At 42.0% G+C, this 25152-nt stretch carries 26 protein-coding genes; 5 read left to right on the forward strand and 21 right to left on the reverse strand.

What is annotated here, in order from left to right:
• Positions 1 to 2: 2 nt before the first annotated feature.
• The 4 genes from yqfD to rpsU all read right to left on the reverse strand — a co-directional run bounded on the left by yqfD (position 3) and on the right by rpsU (position 2242).
• Positions 3 to 1190, reverse strand: a complete 1188-nt coding sequence (gene yqfD, locus ISX45_RS10685) for a sporulation protein YqfD (protein ID WP_194520683.1) — start codon at positions 1188 to 1190, stop codon at positions 3 to 5.
• Between the two features lie 20 nt (positions 1191 to 1210).
• Positions 1211 to 1495 carry a sporulation protein YqfC gene (gene yqfC / locus ISX45_RS10690; protein ID WP_181554452.1) on the reverse strand — a complete coding sequence of 95 codons (285 nt, stop codon included), beginning with the start codon at positions 1493 to 1495 and terminating at the stop codon, positions 1211 to 1213.
• 109 nt (positions 1496 to 1604) lie between these two features.
• The gene (locus ISX45_RS10695) at positions 1605 to 2054 is read right to left on the reverse strand and encodes a GatB/YqeY domain-containing protein (protein WP_181554453.1); all 450 of its coding nucleotides are present in this window, start codon (positions 2052 to 2054) and stop codon (positions 1605 to 1607) included.
• A gap of 14 nt (positions 2055 to 2068) precedes the next feature.
• On the reverse strand, positions 2069 to 2242 hold the full coding sequence (gene rpsU, locus ISX45_RS10700) for a 30S ribosomal protein S21 (RefSeq protein ID WP_027407847.1): 174 nt from the start codon (positions 2240 to 2242) through the stop codon (positions 2069 to 2071).
• A 155-nt stretch (positions 2243 to 2397) separates the two neighbouring features.
• Between rpsU and ISX45_RS10705 the strand changes: the two genes are divergently transcribed.
• On the forward strand, positions 2398 to 3327 hold the full coding sequence (locus ISX45_RS10705; protein WP_194520684.1) for a Na/Pi symporter: 930 nt from the start codon (positions 2398 to 2400) through the stop codon (positions 3325 to 3327).
• Here ISX45_RS10705 and deoC read toward each other — a convergent pair.
• The 10 genes from deoC to lepA form a co-directional block, all read right to left on the reverse strand.
• On the reverse strand, positions 3324 to 3995 hold the full coding sequence (gene deoC / locus ISX45_RS10710; RefSeq protein WP_194518954.1) for a deoxyribose-phosphate aldolase: 672 nt from the start codon (positions 3993 to 3995) through the stop codon (positions 3324 to 3326). The two genes, ISX45_RS10705 and deoC, sit on opposite strands and share 4 nt — an antisense overlap.
• Before the next feature lie 130 nt (positions 3996 to 4125).
• Positions 4126 to 5481 (reverse strand): tRNA (N(6)-L-threonylcarbamoyladenosine(37)-C(2))-methylthiotransferase MtaB, encoded by a 1356-nt coding sequence (mtaB, locus tag ISX45_RS10715; RefSeq protein ID WP_194518955.1) that lies wholly within the window; start codon positions 5479 to 5481, stop codon positions 4126 to 4128.
• A gap of 12 nt (positions 5482 to 5493) precedes the next feature.
• Positions 5494 to 6246 (reverse strand): 16S rRNA (uracil(1498)-N(3))-methyltransferase, encoded by a 753-nt coding sequence (locus ISX45_RS10720; RefSeq protein ID WP_181554456.1) that lies wholly within the window; start codon positions 6244 to 6246, stop codon positions 5494 to 5496.
• 15 nt (positions 6247 to 6261) lie between these two features.
• Positions 6262 to 7200, reverse strand: a complete 939-nt coding sequence (gene prmA / locus ISX45_RS10725) for a 50S ribosomal protein L11 methyltransferase (RefSeq protein ID WP_181554457.1) — start codon at positions 7198 to 7200, stop codon at positions 6262 to 6264.
• Between the two features lie 27 nt (positions 7201 to 7227).
• Positions 7228 to 8367, reverse strand: a complete 1140-nt coding sequence (gene dnaJ, locus ISX45_RS10730; RefSeq protein WP_194518956.1) for a molecular chaperone DnaJ — start codon at positions 8365 to 8367, stop codon at positions 7228 to 7230.
• Between the two features lie 287 nt (positions 8368 to 8654).
• On the reverse strand, positions 8655 to 10487 hold the full coding sequence (dnaK, locus tag ISX45_RS10735; protein ID WP_194518957.1) for a molecular chaperone DnaK: 1833 nt from the start codon (positions 10485 to 10487) through the stop codon (positions 8655 to 8657).
• A gap of 19 nt (positions 10488 to 10506) precedes the next feature.
• Complete coding sequence (gene grpE, locus ISX45_RS10740) at positions 10507 to 11115, reverse strand: nucleotide exchange factor GrpE (RefSeq protein ID WP_194518958.1); 609 nt, start codon at positions 11113 to 11115, stop codon at positions 10507 to 10509.
• A gap of 103 nt (positions 11116 to 11218) precedes the next feature.
• Positions 11219 to 12253: a heat-inducible transcriptional repressor HrcA gene (hrcA, locus tag ISX45_RS10745; protein WP_181554461.1), complete on the reverse strand. Its 1035-nt coding sequence runs from the start codon at positions 12251 to 12253 to the stop codon at positions 11219 to 11221.
• Between the two features lie 84 nt (positions 12254 to 12337).
• Positions 12338 to 13480, reverse strand: a complete 1143-nt coding sequence (gene hemW, locus ISX45_RS10750; protein ID WP_194518959.1) for a radical SAM family heme chaperone HemW — start codon at positions 13478 to 13480, stop codon at positions 12338 to 12340.
• Between the two features lie 71 nt (positions 13481 to 13551).
• Positions 13552 to 15378, reverse strand: a complete 1827-nt coding sequence (lepA, locus tag ISX45_RS10755) for a translation elongation factor 4 (protein ID WP_181554463.1) — start codon at positions 15376 to 15378, stop codon at positions 13552 to 13554.
• 246 nt (positions 15379 to 15624) lie between these two features.
• Here lepA and ISX45_RS10760 point away from each other — a divergent pair, with 246 nt between their 5' ends.
• Positions 15625 to 15795 carry a hypothetical protein gene (locus tag ISX45_RS10760; protein ID WP_181554464.1) on the forward strand — a complete coding sequence of 57 codons (171 nt, stop codon included), beginning with the start codon at positions 15625 to 15627 and terminating at the stop codon, positions 15793 to 15795.
• 38 nt (positions 15796 to 15833) lie between these two features.
• Here the strand turns inward: ISX45_RS10760 and ISX45_RS10765 are convergent, their stop codons facing one another.
• The 3 genes from ISX45_RS10765 to gpr form a co-directional block, all read right to left on the reverse strand.
• Positions 15834 to 16175: a YqxA family protein gene (locus tag ISX45_RS10765; RefSeq protein WP_181554465.1), complete on the reverse strand. Its 342-nt coding sequence runs from the start codon at positions 16173 to 16175 to the stop codon at positions 15834 to 15836.
• A 14-nt stretch (positions 16176 to 16189) separates the two neighbouring features.
• Positions 16190 to 17389, reverse strand: coding sequence for a stage II sporulation protein P (gene spoIIP / locus ISX45_RS10770; protein WP_181554466.1), 1200 nt, complete (start codon positions 17387 to 17389; stop codon positions 16190 to 16192).
• Between the two features lie 72 nt (positions 17390 to 17461).
• Positions 17462 to 18580, reverse strand: coding sequence for a GPR endopeptidase (gene gpr, locus ISX45_RS10775; RefSeq protein WP_181554467.1), 1119 nt, complete (start codon positions 18578 to 18580; stop codon positions 17462 to 17464).
• A 224-nt stretch (positions 18581 to 18804) separates the two neighbouring features.
• On the opposite strand from gpr, the gene rpsT reads away from it, so the two are divergent.
• Positions 18805 to 19071: a 30S ribosomal protein S20 gene (rpsT, locus tag ISX45_RS10780; protein ID WP_181554468.1), complete on the forward strand. Its 267-nt coding sequence runs from the start codon at positions 18805 to 18807 to the stop codon at positions 19069 to 19071.
• A 99-nt stretch (positions 19072 to 19170) separates the two neighbouring features.
• On the opposite strand, the gene holA is transcribed toward rpsT, so the two are convergent.
• Positions 19171 to 20196 carry a DNA polymerase III subunit delta gene (gene holA, locus ISX45_RS10785; protein WP_181554469.1) on the reverse strand — a complete coding sequence of 342 codons (1026 nt, stop codon included), beginning with the start codon at positions 20194 to 20196 and terminating at the stop codon, positions 19171 to 19173.
• 285 nt (positions 20197 to 20481) lie between these two features.
• Between holA and ISX45_RS10790 the strand changes: the two genes are divergently transcribed.
• Entirely contained in the window at positions 20482 to 20616 is a 135-nt protein-coding gene (locus tag ISX45_RS10790) for a YqzM family protein (RefSeq protein ID WP_181554470.1), read from the forward strand.
• A 71-nt stretch (positions 20617 to 20687) separates the two neighbouring features.
• On the opposite strand, the gene ISX45_RS10795 is transcribed toward ISX45_RS10790, so the two are convergent.
• The 3 genes from ISX45_RS10795 to ISX45_RS10805 all read right to left on the reverse strand — a co-directional run bounded on the left by ISX45_RS10795 (position 20688) and on the right by ISX45_RS10805 (position 24191).
• On the reverse strand, positions 20688 to 22979 hold the full coding sequence (locus ISX45_RS10795; RefSeq protein WP_194518960.1) for a DNA internalization-related competence protein ComEC/Rec2: 2292 nt from the start codon (positions 22977 to 22979) through the stop codon (positions 20688 to 20690).
• Positions 22980 to 23049: 70 nt separating this feature from the next.
• On the reverse strand, positions 23050 to 23505 hold the full coding sequence (locus tag ISX45_RS10800) for a ComE operon protein 2 (RefSeq protein ID WP_181554472.1): 456 nt from the start codon (positions 23503 to 23505) through the stop codon (positions 23050 to 23052).
• Between the two features lie 71 nt (positions 23506 to 23576).
• Positions 23577 to 24191: a helix-hairpin-helix domain-containing protein gene (locus ISX45_RS10805; RefSeq protein ID WP_194518961.1), complete on the reverse strand. Its 615-nt coding sequence runs from the start codon at positions 24189 to 24191 to the stop codon at positions 23577 to 23579.
• A 105-nt stretch (positions 24192 to 24296) separates the two neighbouring features.
• Here ISX45_RS10805 and comER point away from each other — a divergent pair, with 105 nt between their 5' ends.
• Entirely contained in the window at positions 24297 to 25127 is an 831-nt protein-coding gene (comER, locus tag ISX45_RS10810; RefSeq protein WP_194518962.1) for a late competence protein ComER, read from the forward strand.
• Positions 25128 to 25152: the final 25 nt, after the last annotated feature.

The following is a 25152-nucleotide window of genomic DNA, read 5'->3' on the forward strand; positions in this document are numbered from 1 at the left end:
CTTTAGTCTCCTTGAACAATAGGTTGTGGTATAGCGATATTTTCAATCACTTGATAATGCATCTCTACTCTTACTTTACCATTCTCTTTCGCTTCATGCAAAACTTTTTCCCCTTTAATGGAAGCATCTTCCTCCAATTTCGCTTTTAATTCTTTCCGAGCAATTTCTTTTGCTTTTTGAAGCGCTTCTTCCCACGAATAGTTTCTTGTTACCTCTTCAGTTTCTCGATAAATGACGCGCTCATAAAAGATTGGAAGTTCCCAGCGCCAAAAGCGCAGCGCTTTTTTTTGCTGGTCGATTTTATAATGTGAAAATGGCGGTTTTTTAAATCCCCAGACAGGAATCAAAATGTTTTTTATAGTAATATAATGCTTTTCTACATACTTTCCTGTCAATACATGAAATGATGCTTGTAATGGAAGGACAACGGTAGACTTGTACCATGTTTCGCCAAAAATTTTTCCGCGCGCTGGCACGAGTTTGGTTTGTCCTTCTTTCCCGATAATACCGGATACTAGAATTTGTCCTTTTTTGACATGGTCATGAACGGAAATGACTGGTTGTCCTTCTTCGACAAACATGTCCGTAATCACTGCCTTTTTCTTCGCCACTAAATGTTGCATACCGATTCGTTTCGTCTCTTTCGGCTGCTTTTTTTCAACGACTTGAAAATAAAAAGTTGTGCCTTTTAGCTCTACACCGACCCACGTAATCGTCTCAACACGGTTCGTTAGTTTTCGCTGAATCGTTTCGGGATCGTCAATAAGAAATTGAAATGCTCCTTTTTCTACTCCCATTCGCTGTAATTCCTTCATAATTCGATATTCCGTCTCGGGTTTTGCCCCTTTAATTTGAATGTTCCATACCATGTTGGAAAGCAGGAAAACCATAATGAAAAATAAACTTATTCCTACCATAAACCCGATATTGGAAACCATTTTTTTTAGGAAAAAAGGGAAACCGTTTTTCCCGATAAAATAAAGCTTGCATTCACTATTTCTCACAACAGCGCGCACGTTTGGTATATCTTTCAGGAGAATGAAAAATGTCGTTATATCTTCACTATGCTTTTTCACGTCCCAAACAGTAATACCGTTGCGTAGGCAAGCATTAATGAATCGTTCAGCACCTCTTCCCTGTACTTTGACCCTTACACTGCCTATGAACAAGCTCAACCACTGGTTTTTCATCATTTTTCCTCCCGAAAACATTATTCATCTATATAAATTACTTGGTTAATTTTCCCTTGTAGTAAAATTTCTTCGGGCAAAATTGTTTTAATCACAAACTGCTCTCCGCGAACGAGAAGCTGTCCTTGTTTCAATAGCAACCGCAATTCTTTATCGCTAAACGTGAGCAAGCCGCGATGATTTTCAATATAAATATGTATTTGTCCAATCATCGTAATGCGGGGAAGGTCCATGACAATGTCAGCGGGTAGTTCCAGTTTATTTGTAAGCCAACTTCTCATGCGCTGTCGCCACTTCTTGACCATAAAAAAGAACCCCCTTTCATCTCATACATATGAGAGAAAAGGGGGTTGTAGCACATTTTTACAATACATCACGATAAAAAAAGCTGTCTCATTAAAATGAGACAGCTTTTTATGAAGACAAATGCTGTTGGACAAGCTTGTTGACGAGAGAACCATCTGCTTTGCCCTTTACTTTTGGCATGATCGCTCCCATCACTTTGCCCATATCCGCTTTCGAAGTAGCTCCCACTTCGGCAATCGTCTCTTTCACGATTTGCGTGAGCTCTTCTTCTGTCAATTGCTTTGGCATATATAATTCAACAATTTGAATTTCTGCTTTTGTTTTTTCCACAAGGTCTGAACGACCAGCGTTTTCGAATTCTTGGAGGGAGTCTTTACGCTGTTTCAATTCGCGAGAAAGCACTGTCAGCTCTTCGTCTTCCGATAGTTGACTTTTGCCAAGCTTAATCGCTTCGTTTTGCAATGCTGCTTTCAACATCCGAATGACGGAGAGTTTTTCTTTTTCCTTGTTTTTCATCGCTTGTTTCATATCATCATTTAAACGCTCAAGAAGACCCATAAATACACCCTCTTTTAATGCTTGCGCTTTCTAGCCGCTTCAGACTTTTTCTTACGTCTTACGCTTGGCTTTTCATAAAATTCACGCTTTCTAGCTTCTTGCAATGTGCCTGTTTTTGAAACAGCACGTTTGAAGCGACGAAGAGCGTCTTCAAGCGACTCGTTTTTACGAACGATTGTTTTTGACATCCTACTTCCCTCCCTCCGAACAACACCACTTACATTTATGTTACCAAATGTGTACTTGTCAATTATAATATATGCAATATTGTAGGTCAACTAAAAAACTGTCATTGTCTCTCTTCCTTGTCCATACAATATGGTGAAAGGAGAGAGAACAAGTGATGCAACTATTAATATGGTTTACGGTCTATGTGGGCATTTTCTTGCTTGGTATGTTCATGATGAAATCCGGTCTTTACTCCCTTTCGGCGCAACAGTTAAAACAATGGCTATTACGCTTTACAAAAACCCCGTTGCAAGGATTTTTGACGGGAATAGTGGTTACCGCTTTGCTTCAAAGCAGTTCTGCGGTGATGGTCATTACCGTTGGCCTTGTGACAACCGGTTATTTCACGTTTCGGCAATCGATCGGAATTATTTTAGGCAGCAATATCGGTTCGACAATCACTACGGAAATCATTACACTTGACTTAGGCAAAAGCATTATTCCGATGTTATTGCTTGGCGCGCTTCTCGTCTTTTTTGTCCGCCATCGTTTCACTCTTAGTGTAGGAATGACAATCGTCGGGATTGCTTGTTTGTTTTTTGCGATGGACGGATTTCGTCAACTGGCCGAACCGCTATCTACCTATCCAGTGGTGAATGAATGGTTACGAAAAACAAACGACTCCGCATTACTCGGAATTGGAATCGGTGCTGTTCTTACGTCGATCATTCAGTCAAGTGCGGCAACGATCGGGATTGCCATGAGCTTTCTTGTCGAACAACTATTGACACTGCCAGCTGGCATCGCCATTCTTCTCGGCGCCAATATCGGTACATGTGTCACAGGTCTTTTAGCAAGTATCGGTTCAAGCAGAGAAGCGAAACTCACTGCGTACACTCATTTATGGTTCAATGTTATAGGCGTCACCGCTTTTTATTTTTTCATTGAACCGCTCGCTTCATTTACTAAAACGCTCTCTGCTGCACCTGATGTACAATTGGCCCATGTAAGTGTACTGTTTAATGTAATTTGTTCTGTTGTAGCTTTGCCGTTTACTAATTGGATTGAAAAGGCAATGCTGTTTCTTCATCAAAAAGACGATTAATAATCAGTTGTTGCTGTTTTTCCTTGAACGATAGCGGCACCTGAACTTGTACCAATGCGCGTTGCTCCCGCTTGAATCATCGCTTCGGCACTTTGAAGGTCGCGAACGCCTCCAGACGCTTTTACGCCGATGTTTGGCCCAACAGTTTTCCGCATAAGCGCAACGTCCTCAACCGTTGCGCCACCTGTAGAAAAGCCAGTTGAAGTTTTCACATAGTCTGCACCGGCTTTTACGGCTAATTCACAGGCGCGCACTTTTTCTTCTTCTGTAAGCAAGCATGCTTCGATAATCACTTTAACAAGCGCTTTTCCTTTTGCCGCATCAACAACCGCGCGAATATCGCGCTCAACAAGCTCGTCGTTTCCATCTTTTAACGCGCCAATATTAATGACCATATCGACTTCGGTTGCACCGTTTTCAATCGCATTTTTCGTTTCAAACGCCTTTGTTTCTGGCGTGTTTGCCCCGAGAGGAAAGCCGATAACAGTACATACTTTAACATCCGTTCCCTTTAATAGCTCTGCCGCTGTCGCTACCCACGTTGGATTGACGCAAACGGACGCAAAATTATATTGTTTTGCTTCCTCACACAATTTAACGATTTGCTCTTTTGTTGTATCTGCCTTTAATAATGTATGATCAATCATTTTTGCAATATCGTTTGCCATGTTGACTACATTCTCCTTTCTTATTTGCAGAAGTCTGACCTCTATCATCATATCATTATTTTTTTGCAAAAACTAGTTTAGTTTATCCGGAAAATTGCATGTAAACAAAAACCCAGCCTTCCTAGCTGGGTTACGAGCTTAACTTTATTTGTTGAGGCACATCATCAGCAACAACGCGAACAAATTCACCTTCGTTATACGGGTATCCCGCTTTTGTAATTTTTACTTTCACAAGTTGACCGACCATGTCTTCTGTCGCTGGGAATTTCACTTTCAAGTAGTTGTCTGTATAACCGGCATATAAACCGCTCTCCGGCTCTTCTTTATATCGCTCTTCCGGAATCACCTCGAGCACTTGTCCTTCAAATTGTGACGCGTATTCTTTCGCAAGCTGGTCAGAAAGGGCAATTAAGCGATGAACGCGTTCATTTTTAACTTCTTCATCAACTTGATTTGGCATTCGCGCTGCCGGCGTGCCTGTCCGCTTCGAATACGGAAAGACGTGAAGCTCAGAAAAGCGTTGTTCACGAATAAAGTTGTACGTCTCCATAAATTCCTCTTCTGTCTCTCCCGGGAAACCGACAATGACATCAGACGTAACGGCTAACTCTGGGAATACTTCACGCAACCGCTTTAAGCGTTCGGCAAAAAATTCTGTTGTATATTTGCGGCGCATCCGCTTCAATACTTCGTTAGAGCCAGATTGAAGCGGGATGTGCAAATGACGAACAATTTTATCGGAACGTTTTAATACGTCAATCACTTCGTCCGTAATTTGACTTGCTTCAATCGATGAGATGCGAAGCCGTTTTAAGCCGACAACTTGCTCGTCAATATCGCGAAGCAAGGCGGCAAAATTATAGTCTTTCATATCTGTGCCGTAACCGCCCGTATGAATGCCGGTTAACACAATTTCTTTATACCCTGCATCAACAAGCTGTTGTGCTTGACGAATGACTTCCTTCGGATCGCGTGAACGCATTAATCCGCGCGCCCATGGAATAATACAAAACGTGCAAAAATTGTTGCAGCCTTCTTGAATTTTTAAAGAAGCGCGTGTTCTGTCCGTGAACGCCGGAACATCCAATTCTTCGTATACGCGCGCTTTCATAATATTGCTGACTCCGTTAATCGGCTGACGTTCCCTCTTAAATTGTTCAATGTAGTCAAGAATTTTCGCGCGATCTTGCGTACCGATCACAATATCGACACCAGGAATCGCCATCACTTCAGCTGGAGATGTTTGTGCATAACATCCGGTGACGCAAATGACGGCATCCGGGTTTTTTCGAATCGCACGGCGAATAACTTGACGGCTCTTTTTATCACCTGTATTCGTGACTGTACATGTGTTAATGACATAAACGTCTGCTCGGCTTTCGAACTCTTTTCGTTCGTAGCCGGCTTGTTTAAATAATTGCCAAATTGCTTCTGTTTCGTAATGGTTGACTTTACAACCTAACGTATGAAACGCTACTGTCGGCATGATTGCTTCACCTCACATGAGTTCAAATTCATAGGAAGCCGCTGCAAGTAAATAGAGCGGGGCTGTTTCCGTTCGTAAAATTCTCGGTCCAAGACTGCAAGGAAGAAAACCATTTTCCTTTAATAACACCATTTCTTGTTCAGAAACTCCTCCTTCGGGACCAAAAAGAGCAAGCAGCGACTGTCCCTGTTTCATTTGACGCAGGATGTTTGCTAAAGCCGCATGCTCCCCTTTTTTCGCTTCTTCTTCGTAAGCAACGAGCTTATAATCGACCGTCGCAGCAAATTGGATTAATTCATGTATCGACATCGGCGCATAAATATCGGGAATTCTTGCACGGTGCGATTGTTCTGCCGCTTCTTTGGCGATTTTTCTCCATCGTTCCAGCTTTTTATCCGCCTTTTTCGCATCCCATTTTACAACAGAGCGAGCCGCCGTAAAAGGGATAAACGAGAAAGCGCCAAGCTCTGTTCCTTTTTGAATGACAAGCTCTAGTTTATCCCCTTTCGGCAGCCCTTGAGCAATATAAATTTGAATCGGTAGTTCGGTTTGTTCTTCTATCCATTGTATAATACGGACGATGACGTTCTCATTGGTAATTTGTTCAATTTGACATAGCGCTACTTCGCTATGTTCACTACAGCAAATGAGTCCGTCCCCTTCGTTCATGCGCATGACGCGCACGATATGATGATAATCATCTCCGTCAATGACGATGTGCTCTCTGTTGACAATCTGTTCGTCCGAAACAAAATACCGTTGCAAAGCGACACCTTCTTTTCACACTTTTCTCGCGATAAACGCGACCCAGTCTTCCATCACTAACGTTTCTTCAATGACAAATCCCGCTTTGACAAGACCATCTTTAACCTCCTGTTTCTTCGCTTGGATGATTCCTGACGTAATAAAACATCCGCCTTGTTCTAGGAGGCGATACGCATCGTCAACAAAACGTAAAATAATCTCGGCTAAAATGTTCGCGACAATGACGTTGGCTCTAGTTTCCACGCGATCCAATAAATTATTTTGCGAAACTGTCACGATGTGTTGAACTTTGTTTAACTTGACATTGAGTCTCGCGCTATCGACAGCGATCGGATCTAAGTCGAGCGCTTGAACAGATTTGGCGCCCAGCATCGCAGCAGCAATGCTTAAAATGCCAGAGCCTGTGCCGACATCAATGACATTATCTCCCGGCTTCACACATTTTTCTAACGCTTGAATACACATAACCGTTGTCGGATGTGTTCCGGTGCCAAATGCCATGCCCGGGTCTAATTCAATAATAAGCTCGTCACTCGAGACAGGCTCATACGTCTCCCATGTCGGTACGATCGTAAACTTTTCAGAAATTTTTACCGGGTTGTAGTATTTTTTCCATGCGGTTGCCCATTCTTCTTCGTTTACTTCACTAATTGTAATTTTATTTTTTCCAATATCAATATCATATAGCATTAAATTATTGATCGCTTGTTTAATCTCTTCCACTGTTTCGCCTAAAAAGCTGTTGACAGGCAAGTAGGCTTTAATGATGACTCCTTCCTCCGGGTAGTCGTCAGGATTGAGTTGGTAGATTTCCCCGAAGGAAGTGTCCCGCTCTTTTAGTAAATCAAACGGATCTTCAATGACGACTCCGCCAGCTCCTGCCTCATGCAAAATATTCGAAATCGCTTCTACCGCTTCATGTGTCGTATGGATACTAATTTCTGACCATTTCATAAAATCTACCAACTCGCTCCTTTCTGATTATTCCCCTTTAAACGCTTTTTTGACCTTTTTAAAAAAACTATCTTGCTCTCCCTGATGCATGCTTTGACCACCTAATTCGTCAAATTCACGCAATAATTGCTTTTGTTTTTCCGTTAATCTTGTCGGCGTCACTACACGAACGATAATATGTTGATCTCCATGGCCATACCCGCGTACGTTTGGCACACCTTTTCCCTTTAGACGGAATTTTGTTCCTGTCTGCGTACCAGCAGGAATTTTCAGCTTCACTTTTCCATGAAGGGTCGGCACTTCAATTTCATCCCCAAGCGCAGCTTGTGCAAACGTAAGTGGGATTTCACAATAAATATCATCTCCATCACGTTCGAAAAATTCATGAGGTTCTACGCGGAATACAATGTATAAATCGCCTGGAGGACCGCCGTTGATCCCTGGCTCCCCTTGACCGGCCACTCGCAGCTGTTGACCATCATCGATTCCAGCCGGGATTTTGACATGGATTTTTTTGCGCTTTTTGATGCGACCGCTTCCACCGCATGTCGTACACTTTTCTTTAATGAATTGTCCCGTTCCGCCGCAGTAATGACACGTTCTTCGATTGACGATGCGTCCAAACGGCGTTGTTTGTTCAATGCTGATTTGACCTGTGCCGTGGCAGTGTGAGCACGTTTCTTTTTTCGTCCCCGGTTTCGCCCCAGACCCGTGGCACGTGTCGCACGTTTCTTCTCGCGGAATTTCAATGTCAGTTTCTTTTCCGAATGCCGCTTCTTCAAACGTCAATGTCATCGTATATTGTAAATCGGCTCCAGCACGCGGTGCATTCGGATCACGTCGCCGTCCGCCACCGAAAAATGAGCTGAAGATATCTTCAAAACCGCCGAACCCACTAAAGCCGCCAAAGTCAAAATCATCGCTACTAAAGCCGCCGAACCCTTGATTTGGTTCTGCATGGCCAAACTGATCGTAATGCGCCCGTTTTTGATCATCGCTTAGTACTTCATATGCTTCCTTAATTTCTTTAAATTTTTCCGCTGCATCAGGCGCCTTATTAATATCTGGATGATATTGTTTGGAAAGTTTCCGGTATGCTTTTTTTATTTCCTCTTTGGTTGCGTTCTTGCTAACTCCGAGAACTTCATAATAATCTCGTTTCGCCATCAGCATCCACTCCCGATTCACTCACATGAAGCTAATTGTACCATTCGTTTCTTTTAACATGCAATATTTTTATACTAAGAAAAGCGTAAGCGCCCTGCTTAGCCGCGATGAGCGAATGTTCTTCACCCCATGGAGAGGTGGCTTGTCACCTCACCGGGATTCATGTGCTCCCGAGCGGCTGGGCGCTGAAGTTAAACCATTTTCTCTTTAACATCTATTATTGTTTATCTTTCAAAAAAGTCAAAGCCAAGACAGGCCTGACTTTGACTTTTTCAAATAAGAAGCCATTATTTGTCGTCTTTTACTTCTTCAAATTCTGCATCAACGACATTGTCATCCTTTTTGTTCGCGCCATCTGCTCCGTTATTTTGTTGAGCTTGCGCTTGTTTTGCCGCTTGTTCATATAATTTGATAGATAATTGTTGCACGATTTCTTGGAGAGCATTTTTCTTTGTGCGAATGTCTTCAATATCGTTTTTCTCGAGTGCGGCTTTTAGTGCATCTTTTGCTTCCTGAGCTTTTTTCACTTCGGCCTCATCGACTTTTCCTTCAAGCTCTTTTAATGTTTTTTCCGTTGTGAACACTAGCTGATCAGCTTCATTACGAAGATCTGCCTCTTCTTTCCGCTTTCTGTCCGCTTCAGCGTTTTCCTCTGCTTCTTTAATCATGCGCTGAATTTCTTCTTCAGAAAGACCAGACGAAGATTTGATCGTAATAGATTGCTCTTTATTTGTACCTAAATCTTTTGCACGAACGTGAACGATTCCGTTTGCGTCAATGTCAAATGTTACTTCAATTTGCGGCACACCGCGCGGAGCAGGTGGGATATCCGTTAGTTGGAAGCGACCGAGAGTTTTGTTGTCAGCTGCCATTGGACGTTCCCCTTGTAAGACGTGAATGTCCACTGCTGTTTGGTTATCGGTTGCCGTTGAGAAAATTTGCGATTTACTTGTTGGGATAGTTGTGTTGCGTTCAATTAATTTCGTGAAGACACCACCCATTGTTTCAATACCTAATGAAAGCGGCGTAACGTCAAGAAGAACGACATCTTTTACGTCGCCGGCAATGACGCCGCCTTGAATCGCTGCACCGATGGCAACAACTTCGTCAGGATTAACGCCTTTATGCGGCTCTTTTCCGATTTCTCTCTTAATCGCTTCTTGTACAGCTGGAATGCGCGTTGAACCACCGACAAGAATAACTTTATCGATATCAGCTGGAGTTAATCCCGCATCTTGCAACGCTTGGCGAACAGGACCCATCGTGCGCTCGACAAGATGAGCGGACAACTCTTCGAATTTAGCGCGCGTTAATGTCATTTCTAAGTGTAACGGACCAGTTTCATTAGCGCTGATAAACGGCAAGGAAATTTGCGTTTGTGTGACGCCAGAAAGGTCTTTTTTCGCTTTTTCTGCCGCATCTTTTAGACGTTGCAATGCCATTTTGTCTTTGGATAAGTCAATGCCATGCTCTTTTTTAAATTCTTCGACTAAGTAGTCGATAATGACTTGGTCGAAATCGTCACCGCCAAGATGGTTATCACCGGCAGTCGCTTTTACTTCGAATACACCGTCTCCTAATTCAAGAATCGATACGTCGAATGTACCGCCACCTAAGTCGTAGACAAGAATCGTCTGATCTTCTTCCATTTTATCTAGACCGTAAGCAAGCGCTGCGGCTGTTGGCTCGTTAATAATACGCTCTACCTGTAATCCGGCGATACGTCCTGCGTCTTTTGTTGCTTGACGTTGCGCATCGTTAAAGTAAGCCGGAACGGTAATGACCGCTCTTGTCACTGGCTCGCCTAAATAATCTTCTGCATAAGATTTTAGGTATTGTAAAATGATAGCAGAAATTTCTTGCGGTGTGTATTGTTTTCCTTCGATTTCGACTTTGTAGTCAGTCCCCATATGACGTTTAATAGAAATGATGGTATTTGGGTTTGTGATTGCTTGGCGCTTCGCTACTTCTCCCACTTGGCGCTCACCGTTTTTAAACGCCACGACAGACGGAGTCGTACGGTTACCTTCTGGGTTTGGAATAACTTTCGGCTCGCCGCCTTCTAATACGGCAACGCAAGAGTTTGTCGTACCTAAGTCAATCCCAATAATTTTGCTCATTGACATCACCCTCCTGTACTTATTGACTAACTTTTACCATTGCCGGACGAATCACACGATCTTTTAATTTGTATCCTTTTTGTAACTCTTCGACAACGGTATTCGGTTCGTAGTTGTTATCTTCCACTTGCATCACCGCTTGATGCAAATGTGGATCGAACGGTTTTCCGACCGCCTCGATCGCTTCAACTCCTTCTTTTTTTAGCGCCTCAACTAGCGAGCGATATACCATTTCCATTCCTTGAAGAATAGATTTCGATTTTTCATCCTCCGCTTCGATCTTTAAGGCGCGCTCAAAATTATCTAAAGTAGGTAAAAGATCGGTGATTAAACTTTGAGCACGATATTTTTCCGCCGCTTCAAACTCAAGCCTTGTACGGCGTCGGAAGTTATCAAAATCCGCGTGCAAACGAAGATAACGGTTCTCCATATCTTGAAGTTTTCCTTCAAGCTCGGCAATTTTTTTGTTTGCTTCCGCTAATTCATCTTTTGCTTTTAATTGGTCTTGTTCTTGTTGTTCTTCCGTTTGCCCGTGTTCTTTTTCTTCCTCACTCACTGTTGGATGTTGTTCTTGTTCATATGTAGCCAGTTCTTGTTCTTGCACCATTTCTTGTTGTTCTTTTTCCATCGGTTTCACCTCCCTTAAATAAGTAGGGCTGTATGTATGTAATCGTCACAAGGAAAGGATGGATAGGACAACACCATCCATCCATTATCCAATATGACCAATGCTAATTGTTTTGATACCAATCCGTTAACACGGTGGATAAGTCGGAAGCAACTCGATTTAAAATCGTAATGACTCGGGAGTATTCCATGCGTGTTGGACCAAGAATCGCAATCGTTCCTAGCTGCTCTTCGCCAACTGAGTACGTCGCAGTAATCAGGCTGCAGTTCTCCATGCCACTTAACTGATTTTCGCGTCCAATCGTCACTTGAATGCCTTTTTTGCTATGTTTGCGCAACAAACGGTAAAAATCTTTTTCTTGTTCGATCATCATCATCAGTGAACGAACCTTTTGAATATCGCTAAATTCCGGCTGGATCAACATGTTCGTTTTTCCAGCAAAGAACATTTTCTCTTCTTGAGGCACGTCAAGCGTGTCAGCAATCGTTTTTAGCATGCTATCATAGTTGCGAATATGAGTGCGCAATACGTTGGCCACTTCTTTATAAATTTTATCTTTTAGCTCAATAAGCGGAACCCCTAATAAACGCTCGTTTAAGATGTTCACCATTTTTTCTAAATCGGAAGCGTTCACCGAAGCCGGAACCGTAATAACGCGATTTTCGACATGTCCGGTATCTGTCACAATAATCGCAACAGCTGTTTCCTTATTGAGCGGAATGATTTGGATTCGTTTTAGCTTATTGTCCTTTACTGCTGGTCCAAGGACGATTGACGTATAATTTGTCAAATCAGATAAAATTCGAGCTGATTTTTGGACAATTTTTTCCAATTCATAAATTCGTTCAGCGAAAATAGATTTGATTTTTTTTATGTCTTCTTGTGTCAATCGTTGCGGTGACAATAGGTGATCGACATAATAGCGATAACCTTTTTCCGATGGTACCCGCCCGGATGAAATATGCGTTTTTTCAATATATCCCAACTCTTCTAAATCTGCCATTTCATTCCGAATTGTTGCTGAGCTGAACGAAATCTCTTCTTTTTTTGATAGCGTCCGAGAACCAACAGGCTGCCCAGAACGAATAAAATCATCGATAATTACTTGTAAAATAAGCAATTGGCGATCAGTTAACAACTACCATCACCTCTGTTAGCACTCGGACAAATTGAGTGCTAAATCTATTATTAAAGTATCAAATCTACAGGAGAATGTCAACGTTTAGATTATGCCGATAAACGCTTGAAATACCTCGTTCCCGAGCAATTTGCCGCGATGAGTAAGACGAACGTGAGTTTCCGTTTCTTCTAATAATCCTTTTTGTGTTTCCGTTGCAACCGGTTCAGCAAATACATCATGAAGGGAACGATGAAATTTCTGCGCAAACTGTTGTTTGGACACCCCTTCCGTTTTTCGCAGCCCTAAAAACATTTCCTCTTCCATTTTTTCCTCCAATGTCAACGTATGACTTTCGATATACGGGAAATGGGTTTGTTCAATCAACTGAATATATTTCTTTAACGGCCCGGCGTTGACATTGCGTGTTCCGTTCACATAACTGTGGGCACCGGCACCAATTCCGTAATATTCTTCATTATTCCAATACGTAAGATTATGGCGACTTTCAAAACCAGGACACGCATAATTGCTAATTTCGTATTGCTGATAGCCGTGCATTTCCATCTGTTTCATCGCTTCTTCGTACATTTCTGCTTCCTCTTCTTGACTTGGTAGCAGAAGCTTACCCTTTTTCATTAAATTATAAAATACCGTTTTTGGTTCAACGATCAGTGAATAGGCGGAAATATGTTGAATATCAAGAGAAAATGCCTTTTCCAGCGTATCACGAAACTGCTCCAGCGTTTGCCCCGGAAGGCCGTACATCAAATCAATACTAATATTTGTAAAACCGACTTCCTTTGCCATTTCAATGGTTCGGATCACATCATGCTCACAATGAGTGCGTCCGATAGTTTGTAATAGTTCATCATTAAATGTTTGCACACCGAAGCTGAGACGGTTGACCCCTGCTTCTTTTAGCATCCGCAGTTTTTCTTTCGAAAGTTCATTTGGATTAGCTTCAAACGTGAACTCGACTTCTCCGACAGTAAATGGAAAATACTTATGGATACTGTTGAGAAAAAAATCAAGCTGCTTCATCTCTAATACCGTTGGCGTCCCCCCACCGACAAACAGCGTGTCTAGCTGATCCGTCGGGAAGGCTTCCATCGTATGTTTCATTTCTTTTTCCATCGCCTGCAAATATTCGTCAACGGGTTGTCCTTTGAAAAACACTTTATTAAAATCGCAATAATGACAAATATGTGAGCAGAAAGGGATATGAAAATAGGCTGCTTTTATCAACGTATATCGCTCCTTTTGTATCATAAAAACAAGGCTATCTCATCGAACGAGGAGACAGCCTTGTTACTTTCTTATTTTTTATCATCCATTTTTAGTACGGCCATAAACGCTTCTTGTGGGACTTCGACAGAACCAACTTGTTTCATGCGCTTTTTCCCTTCTTTTTGCTTTTCAAGAAGCTTACGTTTACGAGAAACGTCACCGCCGTAACATTTCGCTAATACGTTTTTGCGTAACGCTTTAATAGTCGAGCGTGCAATAATTTTATTTCCAATCGCTGCCTGAACAGGCACTTCAAATTGTTGACGCGGAATTAAATCTTTTAACTTTTCCACGATTACCTTGCCGCGTTCGTACGCAGAGTCACGGTGAACAATAAAGGAGAGCGCATCGACCTTTTCACCGTTTAGAAGAATGTCCATTTTCACCAGCTTCGAAGGTTTGTAGCCGATTAATTCATAATCAAATGACGCATAGCCTTTTGTGCTTGATTTTAAAATGTCAAAGAAATCGTACACGATCTCAGATAGAGGGATATCGTAAATTAAGCTGACCCGCTTTTCATCTAAATATTGCATGTCAACAAAATTGCCGCGCTTGCTTTGACATAATTCCATGACCGCCCCAACGTAATCGTTCGGCACCATAATTGTTGCTTTGACATATGGTTCTTCGACGCGATCAATTTTTTGCGGGTCTGGCATGTTGGATGGATTGTCGACTTGGACTTCAGTCCCATCGGTTAAATATACTTTATACACAACGCTTGGCGCTGTTGTAATTAAGTCGATGTTAAATTCACGTTCAATGCGCTCTTGAATAATTTCCATGTGCAATAGACCTAAAAAGCCGCATCGGAATCCAAAACCGAGCGCTTGTGACGTTTCTGGTTCAAATTGCAACGCCGCATCGTTGAGCTGCAATTTTTCAAGCGCCTCGCGCAAATCGTTATACCGGGCTGTATCAATTGGGTACATACCACAGAATACCATTGGATTTAACCGTCGGTATCCTGGCAACGGCTCCGTTGCCGGATTTTTCGCATCGGTAATCGTATCCCCGACGCGCGTGTCGCTCACATTTTTAATCGAAGCCGTTAAAAAGCCAACATCCCCAACCGTTAACTCATCGACTAATTTCGGCTTTGGCGTAAATACGCCAACTTCAATGACTTCAAATTCTTTTCCCGTCGCCATCATTTTAATCTTTTGCCCCGGCTTTACCGTTCCTTCGACAACGCGAATGTACGCAACGACACCGCGATACGAATCGTAATATGAGTCAAAAATGAGCGCTTTTAGTGGCGCATCTGGGTCGCCGGTTGGCGCCGGAATTTTTTCGACGATTTGCTCTAAAATTTCGTCAATGCCGATTCCTGCCTTTGCCGAAGCTAGCACCGCTTCCGACGCATCTAAACCGATGACGTCTTCAATTTCTTGACGAACACGCTCCGGCTCCGCGCTCGGTAAATCGATTTTATTAATAACAGGTAAAATTTCTAAGTTATTATCTAACGCTAAATAGACGTTCGCTAACGTTTGCGCCTCGATTCCCTGAGCGGCGTCGACAACGAGAATCGCTCCTTCACAAGCCGCTAGGCTGCGCGATACCTCGTACGTAAAATCGACATGGCCAGGCGTATCAATTAAATGAAAAATGTACTCTTCCCCATTTTTCGCTTTATATTTCAATTGAACAGCATTTAATTTAATCGTAATGCCGCGCTCTCGTTCGAGTTCCATCGAATCTAGCATTTGCTCTTTCATTTCTCGCTGAGAAAGCGCACCTGTTTTTTCCAGGATGCGGTCAGCTAGTGTCGATTTCCCATGGTCGATATGAGCGATAATAGAAAAGTTTCGAATTTTTTCTCGTCTTTTTAATCTTTCTTCACGGTTCATTTTTTTCACTCCTACTGTCATGCCGAGACTACACTAGCTTCGATTATAGCAACACAATCGATAAGATTCAATCATCGAATGAAGAAAAGCGAAGGCGAGCGCTTAACAGCGAAGGAAAATGTTCTTCCGACGAGAAATGTTTGGCGGCCCAATTTCGTCTAAAAGCTGCCCGCGTCCTGTGGGCAGCGGCGAAATGTCGCATCCTAGCTCCCTCAAAGCTAAATGTTCTTCGCCTGAAGGAAGTGCTTGAGAAGATTATTTGGCACAAGAGAACTAGACAAAACAACGGAAAAAGGTTATTTTTCAGACACTGTTCCTGCGATGACTCGTCGCATGTCAGCGAAGAAGTTGATTCAAGCAGCAGATACGTTACGAGCTGAGCTGAACCATTCTCCTCCAAAAGGAAGCAAGATATGAATTCTTATATCACAAAAAAAGTCGGGACTTGCCCGACCTTATTTTCCAAGCAGCTGATTTACCAAAGAAAGAAACTGTTCAATAGAGGAGTGGACAGCGTCTGCTAATCGTTTGCCAAGCTCGGAAAATACATTTAATGTCTTTATATGGTTGAGTTTTTCTTTTTTTTCATCAAACGTTTCTACTTTGACTTTATTCCCCATAATCGAGGCTTCTAATTCTCCTTGTCCACCTTCAGAAAAGTGAAACACCGTCGGCAACGACGGATCGTTGTATCCTTTCATTTTTTGTAATCCTTCACTCGCTTGCTGCATTCCCAGTAAAACACCAAAAAAGAGAAGAGCAACAGCAGCGAAAAACTGAATTGTAAATTTCACCATGACAATTCCGCTCCTTACTGTTTTTGAGACGGTGCAGGTGCTTGAACTTTTTCTGCTTGCCAATAATATTCGCTGAATACATCTGCTAAAGCGGTGGCGGTACGGAATAATTCCTGAAATGTGTTGTCGACACCGCCAATCTCAACAAGAATCGCATTTTCTGATAAATCTTGATTAAATTTCCCGTTCGTTCCTGCTCCTTTTTTCTCAATAACTCCCCGGCTAAGACCAGGATACTTTTTCTGTAATAAACGATGGAGTTCCGTTGCTAACTGCAAGTTTTTCTCGTATTTCGCATTTTCCCCACCAATAATAAAAGCAATGCGGGCATAATCGACTCCGTTAATCGTTACGGTCGTGTATTTTCGTCTTCGTGAGTCACGATGAATATCGATGAAATATTGTAAATCGCGGTTATGTGCCATTGCTTCGACTACCGTTTCTCTCGACATATCATAGGATTGATAATATTTCATTCCTTTTTCCGCTAATTTTTTCTGAATATCGACATTGCTCTCTTCCGCCCCGATACCGCGCTTTTCCATTTCTTCCGCTAGCTTTTGTCCTACTTTTGTGACGTTAACGGTACGGTGGAATGCTAAATCGGGATCGGTTACTCCCTTCAAAGCAGGCAAATAGGATTCATATGTATGTGTCTGATAAATGTACACTACCTTTTTTCCGCCGGTTGTCATTTTTGGTGGCGGCACTGGTTTTTCCTCATTGTCTTTATCTGCCTGATGTAAGCTTTCAAGTGAAGCTTCCCGTTCCGCAAGCATTACTTCAAGCGGCGGTGCCGATTCGTACGGCATGTTCGTATAATCCGTTCCCTCCCCAGCGACAATAATTTTGCTATCATAGAGCGCAAATCCCGGCAATTCCCCTCCGAGTAAACTGCGAGGGTCGTCTGGATTAATACTTGTTGCCATGCGAAACAATACAGATGAATAATTTGTTTTTTGCTGTTCTTTTGGTAACCCTTGTGAAAAATAATGATTTTCAAAACTAAGTACATGAACGAACATTTCTTCTGGAAAATGGTTCGTTACATTGTTGACGGAAGAAGAAGAAATTCGGTATTCCGGCTTTAACGAAGTCATTAATCCGATCAAAATAAACATCATCATACATCCTAAAACCGCTAATACCATCATTTTTTTTAAGCTCGTCCCATGAACAGTTACAATCATTTGCTGAGAACGAAATCTTTTCATGTTCTCACCCTTTCCAAGCTTGTCTACTAATTTAACGTATGGCCAAGCCGGAAAAGATAGAACAACTTTTTTCTAATGTGTATAAGCGCCGGTATTACCTTGGTCAATTTGCTCATGCAGCGCAGCATTGAGACCGCTTGCTAGCAAATTAGCCATATCTTCAATAAACATATCGACTTCTTTTGGAGTAACCATTAAATTATGGCCAAGCGGCGCGAGCACTTCGTGAATCAGCTTCCGCTTTTCTTCATCGCTTAGCGTCCCAATCATTCCTAAGAACGTAGAGCGCTGTGCTTCTGATGGCATATCCTCCTCAGTCAACGTTTTTCTCTTTCCAAACGTCCATCCCGCCGGCGCAAGGGCACTAGATGGACGATGACCTTCGCGCATTTCCCTCCCGAAGTGCTTTAAGATAAAATCAATCGTATCACTGGTAATAGAGACGGCATCTACCACGGTCGGTATGCCAATAGAAATGACCGGGATTCCTAATGTTTCTTGGCTCAATTCTTTTCGTTTATTTCCCACTCCGGATCCCGGATGAATGCCCGTATCAGAAATTTGAATGGTGGCGTTGACACGCTCAATAGAACGCGCCGCTAATGCATCTATGACAATGACAAAATCCGGCTTTGTTTTTTCTACAACGCCTCGAATAATGTCGCTTGTCTCAATCCCCGTCGTTCCCATGACACCGGGAGCTATCGCGCTGACAGGACGAAATCCCTCTTCGACGCTCTCTGGTTGAAGATGAAATAAATGTCTTGTAATGAGTAAATTTTCAACGGCAAGCGGACCAAGCGCATCCGGGGTAACGTTGTCATTGCCAAGGCCGACAACAAGACAGCTTGCATCTTTATTAATGTTCAATTTTTGTAAAAAAGCATGAAATTCTTTTGCAAACACATCTTGTACCTTTTTTTGCAACTCCGTATCATGTTCGCGAATCCCTTGTGCTTCAATCGTTAAATATTTTCCTGCTTTTTTGCCGATGGATTTCGAACCTTCGTCTGTGACTTCAACATAGGATAACTTAATGCCATCCAGCTCACGATCCTGAATTCTCACCCCTTCAATATGGGATGATGCTTCTCTTTTTTGTTGCAATCGTTCCTCAATGGCTATTTCGTGCGCTTCAATTGCCAAATCGGTTCGTACTGAATACATGCTTAAGTCGACTGAACGATCCATATACTCCTTCCTTTCACACCAAATCATTTATCATCTATTGTCACCGTTTTTTTACCATTTCATTCCTCACGTCTGTCCATTCGTTTAAGTAAAGTATTTTTGCTTGAATAGTCTTGCATAATTGTACTCTGTTTGATAGAATATCATTTGTTCTTGATATGTCTCTATTCATTGAAATGGCAAGACAATGATGTATATGGACAGCTTTACGGAGGTGAAAGACATTGGCAAATATTAAATCAGCGATTAAGCGTGTGAAAACAAGCAACAAACGCCGCGCTCATAACGCTTCTATGAAATCTGCAATGCGCACGGCGATCAAAAAATTCGAAGCGCTTGTTGAGCTAAAAGATGTTGAAAAAGCACAAGAGGCATTTATTATCGCTTCGAAAAAGCTAGACAAAGCGGCAAGCAAAGGGCTTATTCATAAAAACACAGCAAGCCGTCAAAAATCTCGCCTAGCGAAAAAATTAAACAGCATCACGGCGTAACAAGAAAAATGAGGCGGCTTGTATAACCGCCTTCTTCAAACAAACGACCTTTTTTAGGGTCGTTTTCTTTTTGGTTCAACATAAAAAAGCAAAGAGCTTTTACTTACGCTCTTTGCCCCATTTGATCAATAATAGTTCGATGATTAAACGTTTATCCATTCCCCCGCTTTTCATCTGATAATCCGCCTCAGCAATATCGTGAATCATCCGCATGAGTTCTTGTTCGGAAAATAAAGAGGCTTGACTCATCGCCAGTTTGACACGAAACGGATGAACTTTTAACAAAGAAGCGATATGCTGCTGCCCATACCCTTTTGCGGCAAGATCTTTTACTTGATATAAAAGGCGAAACTGGCTTGCAAGCAACGCTAAAATTTTGATTGGTTCTTCGTTGAGTTCAAGCAAATCGTAAAAAACTCGCAGCGCATCAGCCATATCGCGCTGGATGACTTTTTCCACTAACGCAAACACGTTTTGTTCAAGCGTGCGGGAAACAAGTATCTCCACCGTCTCTTTTGTCACTGTTCCCCCTTGTCCAACAAACAGCGCTAGTTTGTCAAGCTCATTTGCCAGCGACATCACATTCGTTCCTGCCAGTTGCAGCAATGTCTCCATAGCTTCTTCATCCATGACTACTCCATGATTTTGCAGTCGCTCCCTCATCCATTCACGCAACTCGTTTTCATTCAATGAGGAGGCAACAAACACTTCTGCATTGTTCAACAACAGCTTTGTTAGTTTTTTTCTCTCATCTAATTTTTCGTACAAGCCGGCAAAAATCACGACAGAAAAAGGTGATGGAGAAGCTATGTACGCTTCTATTTTTTTGAGATTATGCTCAATTTTTTCTTTTCCTTTTTCAGCTGTTAAAAAATAAGGATTTTTTATTAGTACTACCCGCTTTTCTCCAAAAAACGGAAGCGTTTCGGCATCTTCTATCGCTGCTTCTACCGGCGTTTCTTCGCAATCATAGATGGATAAATTAAATTCTCGTTCTTCCTCACTTAAAACGATGCGAATGATTCGTTCATATGTTTCATTTAATAAAAACGACTCTGTTCCATATAATAAGTAGAGGGAAGATAAATGTTGTTTGTTTATTTTTCCCCAAAAGTCAACCACCATGTTTCTCTGCTCCGTTTCTTTTTTTCAACCGTTCATGATGAAAAGATACAACGTTTTCTGCATTTTTACAAGGGAATCGGTTAACGAAAGAAACCGATCCCCCTTTATATAAACGCTGACAAATAAGTCCTAGGACCTTATTTGTCAACGGTTATTTTTATATTTTCCCGCCCGTAACAAAGTATTTGTGTTAACTGTTGTCAACGTAGGAAATGAGCAATGTGATATAGATTTTTTTTTCTTTTTCGCTTATACTAAAAATGATTGCATGAGGAGGGGTAACAAATGAACGAATTCGAAAAAGACGTGCAAAGTAAACGCAACGATGCTGTTGACTCTGCGGTCGGTTTTATGGTTTCATTCGGCTTTTTTGCAACAATGTTTATTATCGCTACATTAGTTAAATTTTTCGGTTCGTAATCGGCTACATACGCACGAAGTAAAAGGGATTGCGGAAGCGCAGTCTCTTTTTCATCACTCTTGATATTATGCTATGGCAGCATAACTGCAAAGGTTCCTCTTTTTTTCGTATATAAAAACCGAATCGCGCCATTTTGGTCGGTCCGCCATATCGTTATGCCGTGTGCCTGCAACCGCTTGATAACATCCGGATGAGGATGGTGATAACGGTTTTGTTTTCCAACAGAGATGAGAGCGATGTCCGGTTGAATGGCTTGTAACAATGGTTCTTTTGTTGAAGTATCGCTCCCGTGATGTCCTACTTTTAAAACGTTGACGCGCAATTGTGGGAACGCTTCCATCAGTTGTTCCTCTCCTTTTTCCTCTAAATCTCCTGTGAACAACCATGATAGCCCCCCAAGTTTTGTATATAAAACAATGGAGTTGTTATTATCATCGGTTTCTTGCGATTGTGTGGACGGATTTAATATATAAAATCGGAAGTCGTTCACATACCAACTATCTCCCCTTTCTACTTCTTTCACCGCGATATGTTTCTCCTTCGCAACATCAACAAGCTCCGCTTGCAGTGAATTTCTCGTTCCCCCTTTTCCAATGACCAGTTGTTTTACTGGTACATCATTCATTATGCTCTTGGCTGCTCCCATATGGTCATAATCTCCGTGAGTAATGAGCAATTTATCGATATGACGAACACCGTTCCCTTTTAAAAACGGAATGACGACATCTTTTCCTACTTCCCATTCGTGTTGACGCATTTGCCACTGCTCTTTTGAAAATGAAAGCATTCCTCCTGTATCGATCAGATACACACCTTTTCGATGCGGCAGCTCTATATATATGCAATCTCCTTGTCCAACGTCTACGATCACCACTTCCCCATAACGATCAATGTATGGAGATACAGCGTGACAGAAAATAGCGATTAACACATATAAAAATCCATCATATCGCTTGTTTTCCAGACGTATAAAAGCTAATACAATTGCGATACCATAGCAAACAAGCAAAAACGGAGATGGTCTTCCAAGAACTATCGAGAGCGGGGCATGAGAGGAGAAAAACGTCACACAATCGTTGGAAATCGTAATCACTCGTTCTAACGCCCATACAAACGGCGAACTAGCTGGCGCGTATACGTAATGTACACCCAGAGACAACAGAGAAAGAGGTAAGATAATAAAGGAATAAAGTGGAACAAACGCGATATTGAGCGGAAAACTGAAAAGGGAAAATTCAAAAAAGTGATATAACAGAAAAGGAAGTGCGCTCACTTGAGCAATGAGGGTCGTGACAATAAGACGTGCTAAGGAGGCAGAAAACTGTAAAATGCAGGGCAAAGATACAATTAACGCAAACGAAACAATGAATGACAATTGAAATCCTGCTTGAAATAACGCATACGGTTGTAAGATAAGCATGGCCATACATGTCAAACAGAGCACATCAAGAGGAGATATCGCTATTTTTTTGTAAGCAGCAAATAAGACAATCATCGCCATGAATGAAGCGCGAATAACAGAAGGTGATGCCCCGGTCATAACTGTATAAACGGGAAGAAGGATAAGGAGAAGAATCGTTGCTGTTTCCCTTGTCGTAAAGCGAATGAGGAAATAAAAGCACGCTCCAACAAGCAAGGTGACATGTGACCCAGAAATAGCTAATAAATGTACTAAGCCAAGCTGTTGATACCCTTCAAGAAGCGAATCATCCATTTGAGACCGTTCACCATACACAAGTGCTTGCACAATTCCGACCGTTGACGCGGGAAAATATTGTTTGATATCATCAAGTCCTTTTTGCCTAATCGAAAGCAATGTTTCATACCACGTGCGTGGTGTATTGCGGCAATGATGAGGAGAAAACGAGTGAGGCTTTAGTAACCAGTGAATATGCTGAAATCGTAAATATTGCTGATAATCAAACGCATACGGATTTCGTGACCGCTGAGGACGTTCCAACGTTCCTTTCACCGAGCATACCATGCCAAGCGTTAACATGGAAAGCTGCTTCTTTTCTTGTTCAGTTTTAATCACGTAAATAAGCTGCACGTTTTCGTGCTGCTTCGTTTTGACAATCGTTTTTAATCGGTCACCATCAATCGTAATCGGTGCGATAAGACGAATAGAAAAATCATTCATTTTTTCGGAAAGAATCGTACGATTGTGACTATCTGTATATATCATATATAAATAAAAGCCAACCGTTGTTATCGCGCATAGAAAAAAGAGCTGTCTCTTCCGAACAAAAAGAAAAAAACTATAAACGGACAAAAGCAAGAAACTAAACAGACTTGGCTGACTATATCCCAGTGCAATGCCTCCTATGGCAGCCACAGCCATGTAAATGAGATTGTCTTTCATCGCTTTTCAATCTCCTTTTATTGCCCCTACTTTTCTGCCAATAAATAGACAAGTAGGGGCCCTTGTTTCTTCATTTTTGTAGAAGTGATAATATTTCAGCATTAAATGGTACTTGCTCGACACGCACATTCGCTTGTTGAAAAAGTTCAAGAGCATACGGATGATTTTTATAATCTTGAGCGTAATATACGGCGCGAATACCACTTTGAATAATCGCTTTACAGCAGTGCAAACATGGAAAATGAGTAACATATATTTCTGCCCCTTCTGTCGGCACTCCGAATTTTGCACACTGAATAATCGCATTCATTTCCGCATGAATCGTGCGGACACAATGATTATCAATGACATAACAGCCTTCATCAATACAATGAGCGCCGCCAGCAATAGAGCCATTATATCCTCCAGCAATAATCCGTTTATCGCGGACGATCGTCGCCCCGACCGCTAATCGCGTGCACGTGCTGCGCAATGCGAGTAAATGACTTTGTGCCATAAAATATTGATCCCATGTAATTCGTTCCATCGTGCTTCTCCCCCATTATCATTACGTATACAACCTTAGTTTAATGACATGCTCTCAGCGCGTCAACGCCGTCACCGAATGATGATTTGCTCTTTCATTTTTTCAAGTGATTTCTCACCAATTCCTGTTACCTTCAACAAGTCTTCGATTTTTCGAAAAGGTCCATGCTCTTCACGGTACGCGATAATCGCTGCCGCTTTTGTCGGCCCGATCCCTTGGAGCTGTTGAATTTCTTCAAGCGAAGCTGTATTAATGTCTATTTTCGTCGTTTCTGAGGACGCTGACGCATTCACTGCTGCCGCCATTGACACATTTTCTTCCCCGCGCGTTGGAACATAGATCATCATTTCATCATGAATTTTCGCTGCTAAATTCACTTTTGCTTGGTCGGCTTCTTTTGTAAATCCTCCCGCCATCGCAATGACATCTTTTATACGAGCAGTTCCTGTCACTTCATATACTCCCGGGCGGACAACCGCTCCTTTCACATCGACAAATACGATGCTCGTCTCTTTTTGTTTTTCTTTATTTTCTTCATATGTTGCTTCCTCTGGTGCATCTATTACATGAGAAAATGCTTGATCTTGTTTCTGCTCGTTGCTCCTCATCAAAATAACGATCGCAACAAGTATAACTGCCATCACAAGCAACCACCGTTTGTCATATTTTTTTATCGTTTGCCACATCAGCAACCATCCTTTCAAAATATGTCATAAACCTTGGCAATTCTTCATACATATCGTTTAAGAGAGGGATATCGGTCATCACAATAAAGGAGGGGGGAGCAAAACGTGAAAATCGGAATGATTGGTACGGGAAATATGGGAAGGATTTTAATTGAAGCGTTTTTGGAGTCGAAAGCAGTAGCAGAAGAAGACCTTTTGATTACGAACCGTACAATCGAAAAAGCTCTCGAGATCCAGCGTAAATTCCAAAAAATACAAGTCACCCCGAACACTGAGGAGCTAGTGCAACAGGCAACCATTGTGTTTCTATGCGTGAAGCCATTGGACATTCACCCCCTTTTAGAACGATTATCTTCGTATTGGACCGAAAAGCATTGTATCGTTTCGATCACAAGCCCGATTACCGTTCAGCAACTTGAGTCGGTCGTTCCATGTCATGTTGCACGTGTCATTCCTAGCATTACCAACCGAGCACTTTCCGGGAGTTCAATGATTACATTTGGAAACCGTTGTGCGGCTCATTATCGAGCATATATTGAGCGTTTATTTCAAAGCATTTCTACACCTTCCTATATTGATGATAAAATTACACGAATAGCTTCGGATATTGCCAGCTGCGGTCCTGCTTTTTTTAGCTACTTGCTTCAGCGTTTTATCGAAGCAGCTGTACAAAAAACAGCGATTACAAGGGAGCAAGCAACAATGCTCGCAAGCGACATGATTATTGGCTTAGGGGAATTATTGAAAAAGAACGTATATACGCTTTCGACACTACAGGAAAAAGTATGCGTGAAAGGCGGAATTACCGGTGAAGGAATTGCGGTATTAGAAGCCGAACTTGGGGAACTGTTTGAACATGTGTTTGAAAAAACGCACGCAAAATTTCACGAAGAAGTAGCGAAAATCCAACAGCAATTTAATCATGAAATTCGCTAAAAAAATGAAAAATCCTGCTTAAATA

Origin of the sequence: Thermaerobacillus caldiproteolyticus, assembly GCF_015326725.1 — a bacterium.
Lineage (GTDB): Bacteria > Bacillota > Bacilli > Bacillales > Anoxybacillaceae > Thermaerobacillus > Thermaerobacillus caldiproteolyticus.

Bases quoted from the DNA above. Each gene is read 5' to 3' on its own strand.
- ISX45_RS10790 (WP_181554470.1), top strand. From the start codon at position 20,482: ATGAACGAATTCGAAAAAGACGTGCAAAGTAAACGCAACGATGCTGTT.
- ISX45_RS10795 (WP_194518960.1), bottom strand. From the start codon at position 22,979: ATGAAAGACAATCTCATTTACATGGCTGTGGCTGCCATAGGAGGCATT.
- ISX45_RS10705 (WP_194520684.1), top strand. From the start codon at position 2,398: ATGCAACTATTAATATGGTTTACGGTCTATGTGGGCATTTTCTTGCTT.
- ISX45_RS10805 (WP_194518961.1), bottom strand. From the start codon at position 24,191: ATGTGGCAAACGATAAAAAAATATGACAAACGGTGGTTGCTTGTGATG.
- mtaB (WP_194518955.1), bottom strand. From the start codon at position 5,481: ATGCCGACAGTAGCGTTTCATACGTTAGGTTGTAAAGTCAACCATTAC.
- ISX45_RS10695 (WP_181554453.1), bottom strand. From the start codon at position 2,054: ATGGGTCTTCTTGAGCGTTTAAATGATGATATGAAACAAGCGATGAAA.
- dnaK (WP_194518957.1), bottom strand. From the start codon at position 10,487: ATGAGCAAAATTATTGGGATTGACTTAGGTACGACAAACTCTTGCGTT.
- ISX45_RS10800 (WP_181554472.1), bottom strand. From the start codon at position 23,505: ATGGAACGAATTACATGGGATCAATATTTTATGGCACAAAGTCATTTA.
- holA (WP_181554469.1), bottom strand. From the start codon at position 20,196: ATGGTGGTTGACTTTTGGGGAAAAATAAACAAACAACATTTATCTTCC.
- ISX45_RS10765 (WP_181554465.1), bottom strand. From the start codon at position 16,175: ATGGTGAAATTTACAATTCAGTTTTTCGCTGCTGTTGCTCTTCTCTTT.
- deoC (WP_194518954.1), bottom strand. From the start codon at position 3,995: ATGGCAAACGATATTGCAAAAATGATTGATCATACATTATTAAAGGCA.
- yqfD (WP_194520683.1), bottom strand. From the start codon at position 1,190: ATGAAAAACCAGTGGTTGAGCTTGTTCATAGGCAGTGTAAGGGTCAAA.
- lepA (WP_181554463.1), bottom strand. From the start codon at position 15,378: ATGAACCGTGAAGAAAGATTAAAAAGACGAGAAAAAATTCGAAACTTT.
- grpE (WP_194518958.1), bottom strand. From the start codon at position 11,115: ATGGAAAAAGAACAACAAGAAATGGTGCAAGAACAAGAACTGGCTACA.
- dnaJ (WP_194518956.1), bottom strand. From the start codon at position 8,367: ATGGCGAAACGAGATTATTATGAAGTTCTCGGAGTTAGCAAGAACGCA.
- rpsU (WP_027407847.1), bottom strand. From the start codon at position 2,242: ATGTCAAAAACAATCGTTCGTAAAAACGAGTCGCTTGAAGACGCTCTT.
- spoIIP (WP_181554466.1), bottom strand. From the start codon at position 17,389: ATGAAAAGATTTCGTTCTCAGCAAATGATTGTAACTGTTCATGGGACG.
- gpr (WP_181554467.1), bottom strand. From the start codon at position 18,580: ATGGATCGTTCAGTCGACTTAAGCATGTATTCAGTACGAACCGATTTG.
- prmA (WP_181554457.1), bottom strand. From the start codon at position 7,200: ATGAAATGGTCAGAAATTAGTATCCATACGACACATGAAGCGGTAGAA.
- yqfC (WP_181554452.1), bottom strand. From the start codon at position 1,495: ATGGTCAAGAAGTGGCGACAGCGCATGAGAAGTTGGCTTACAAATAAA.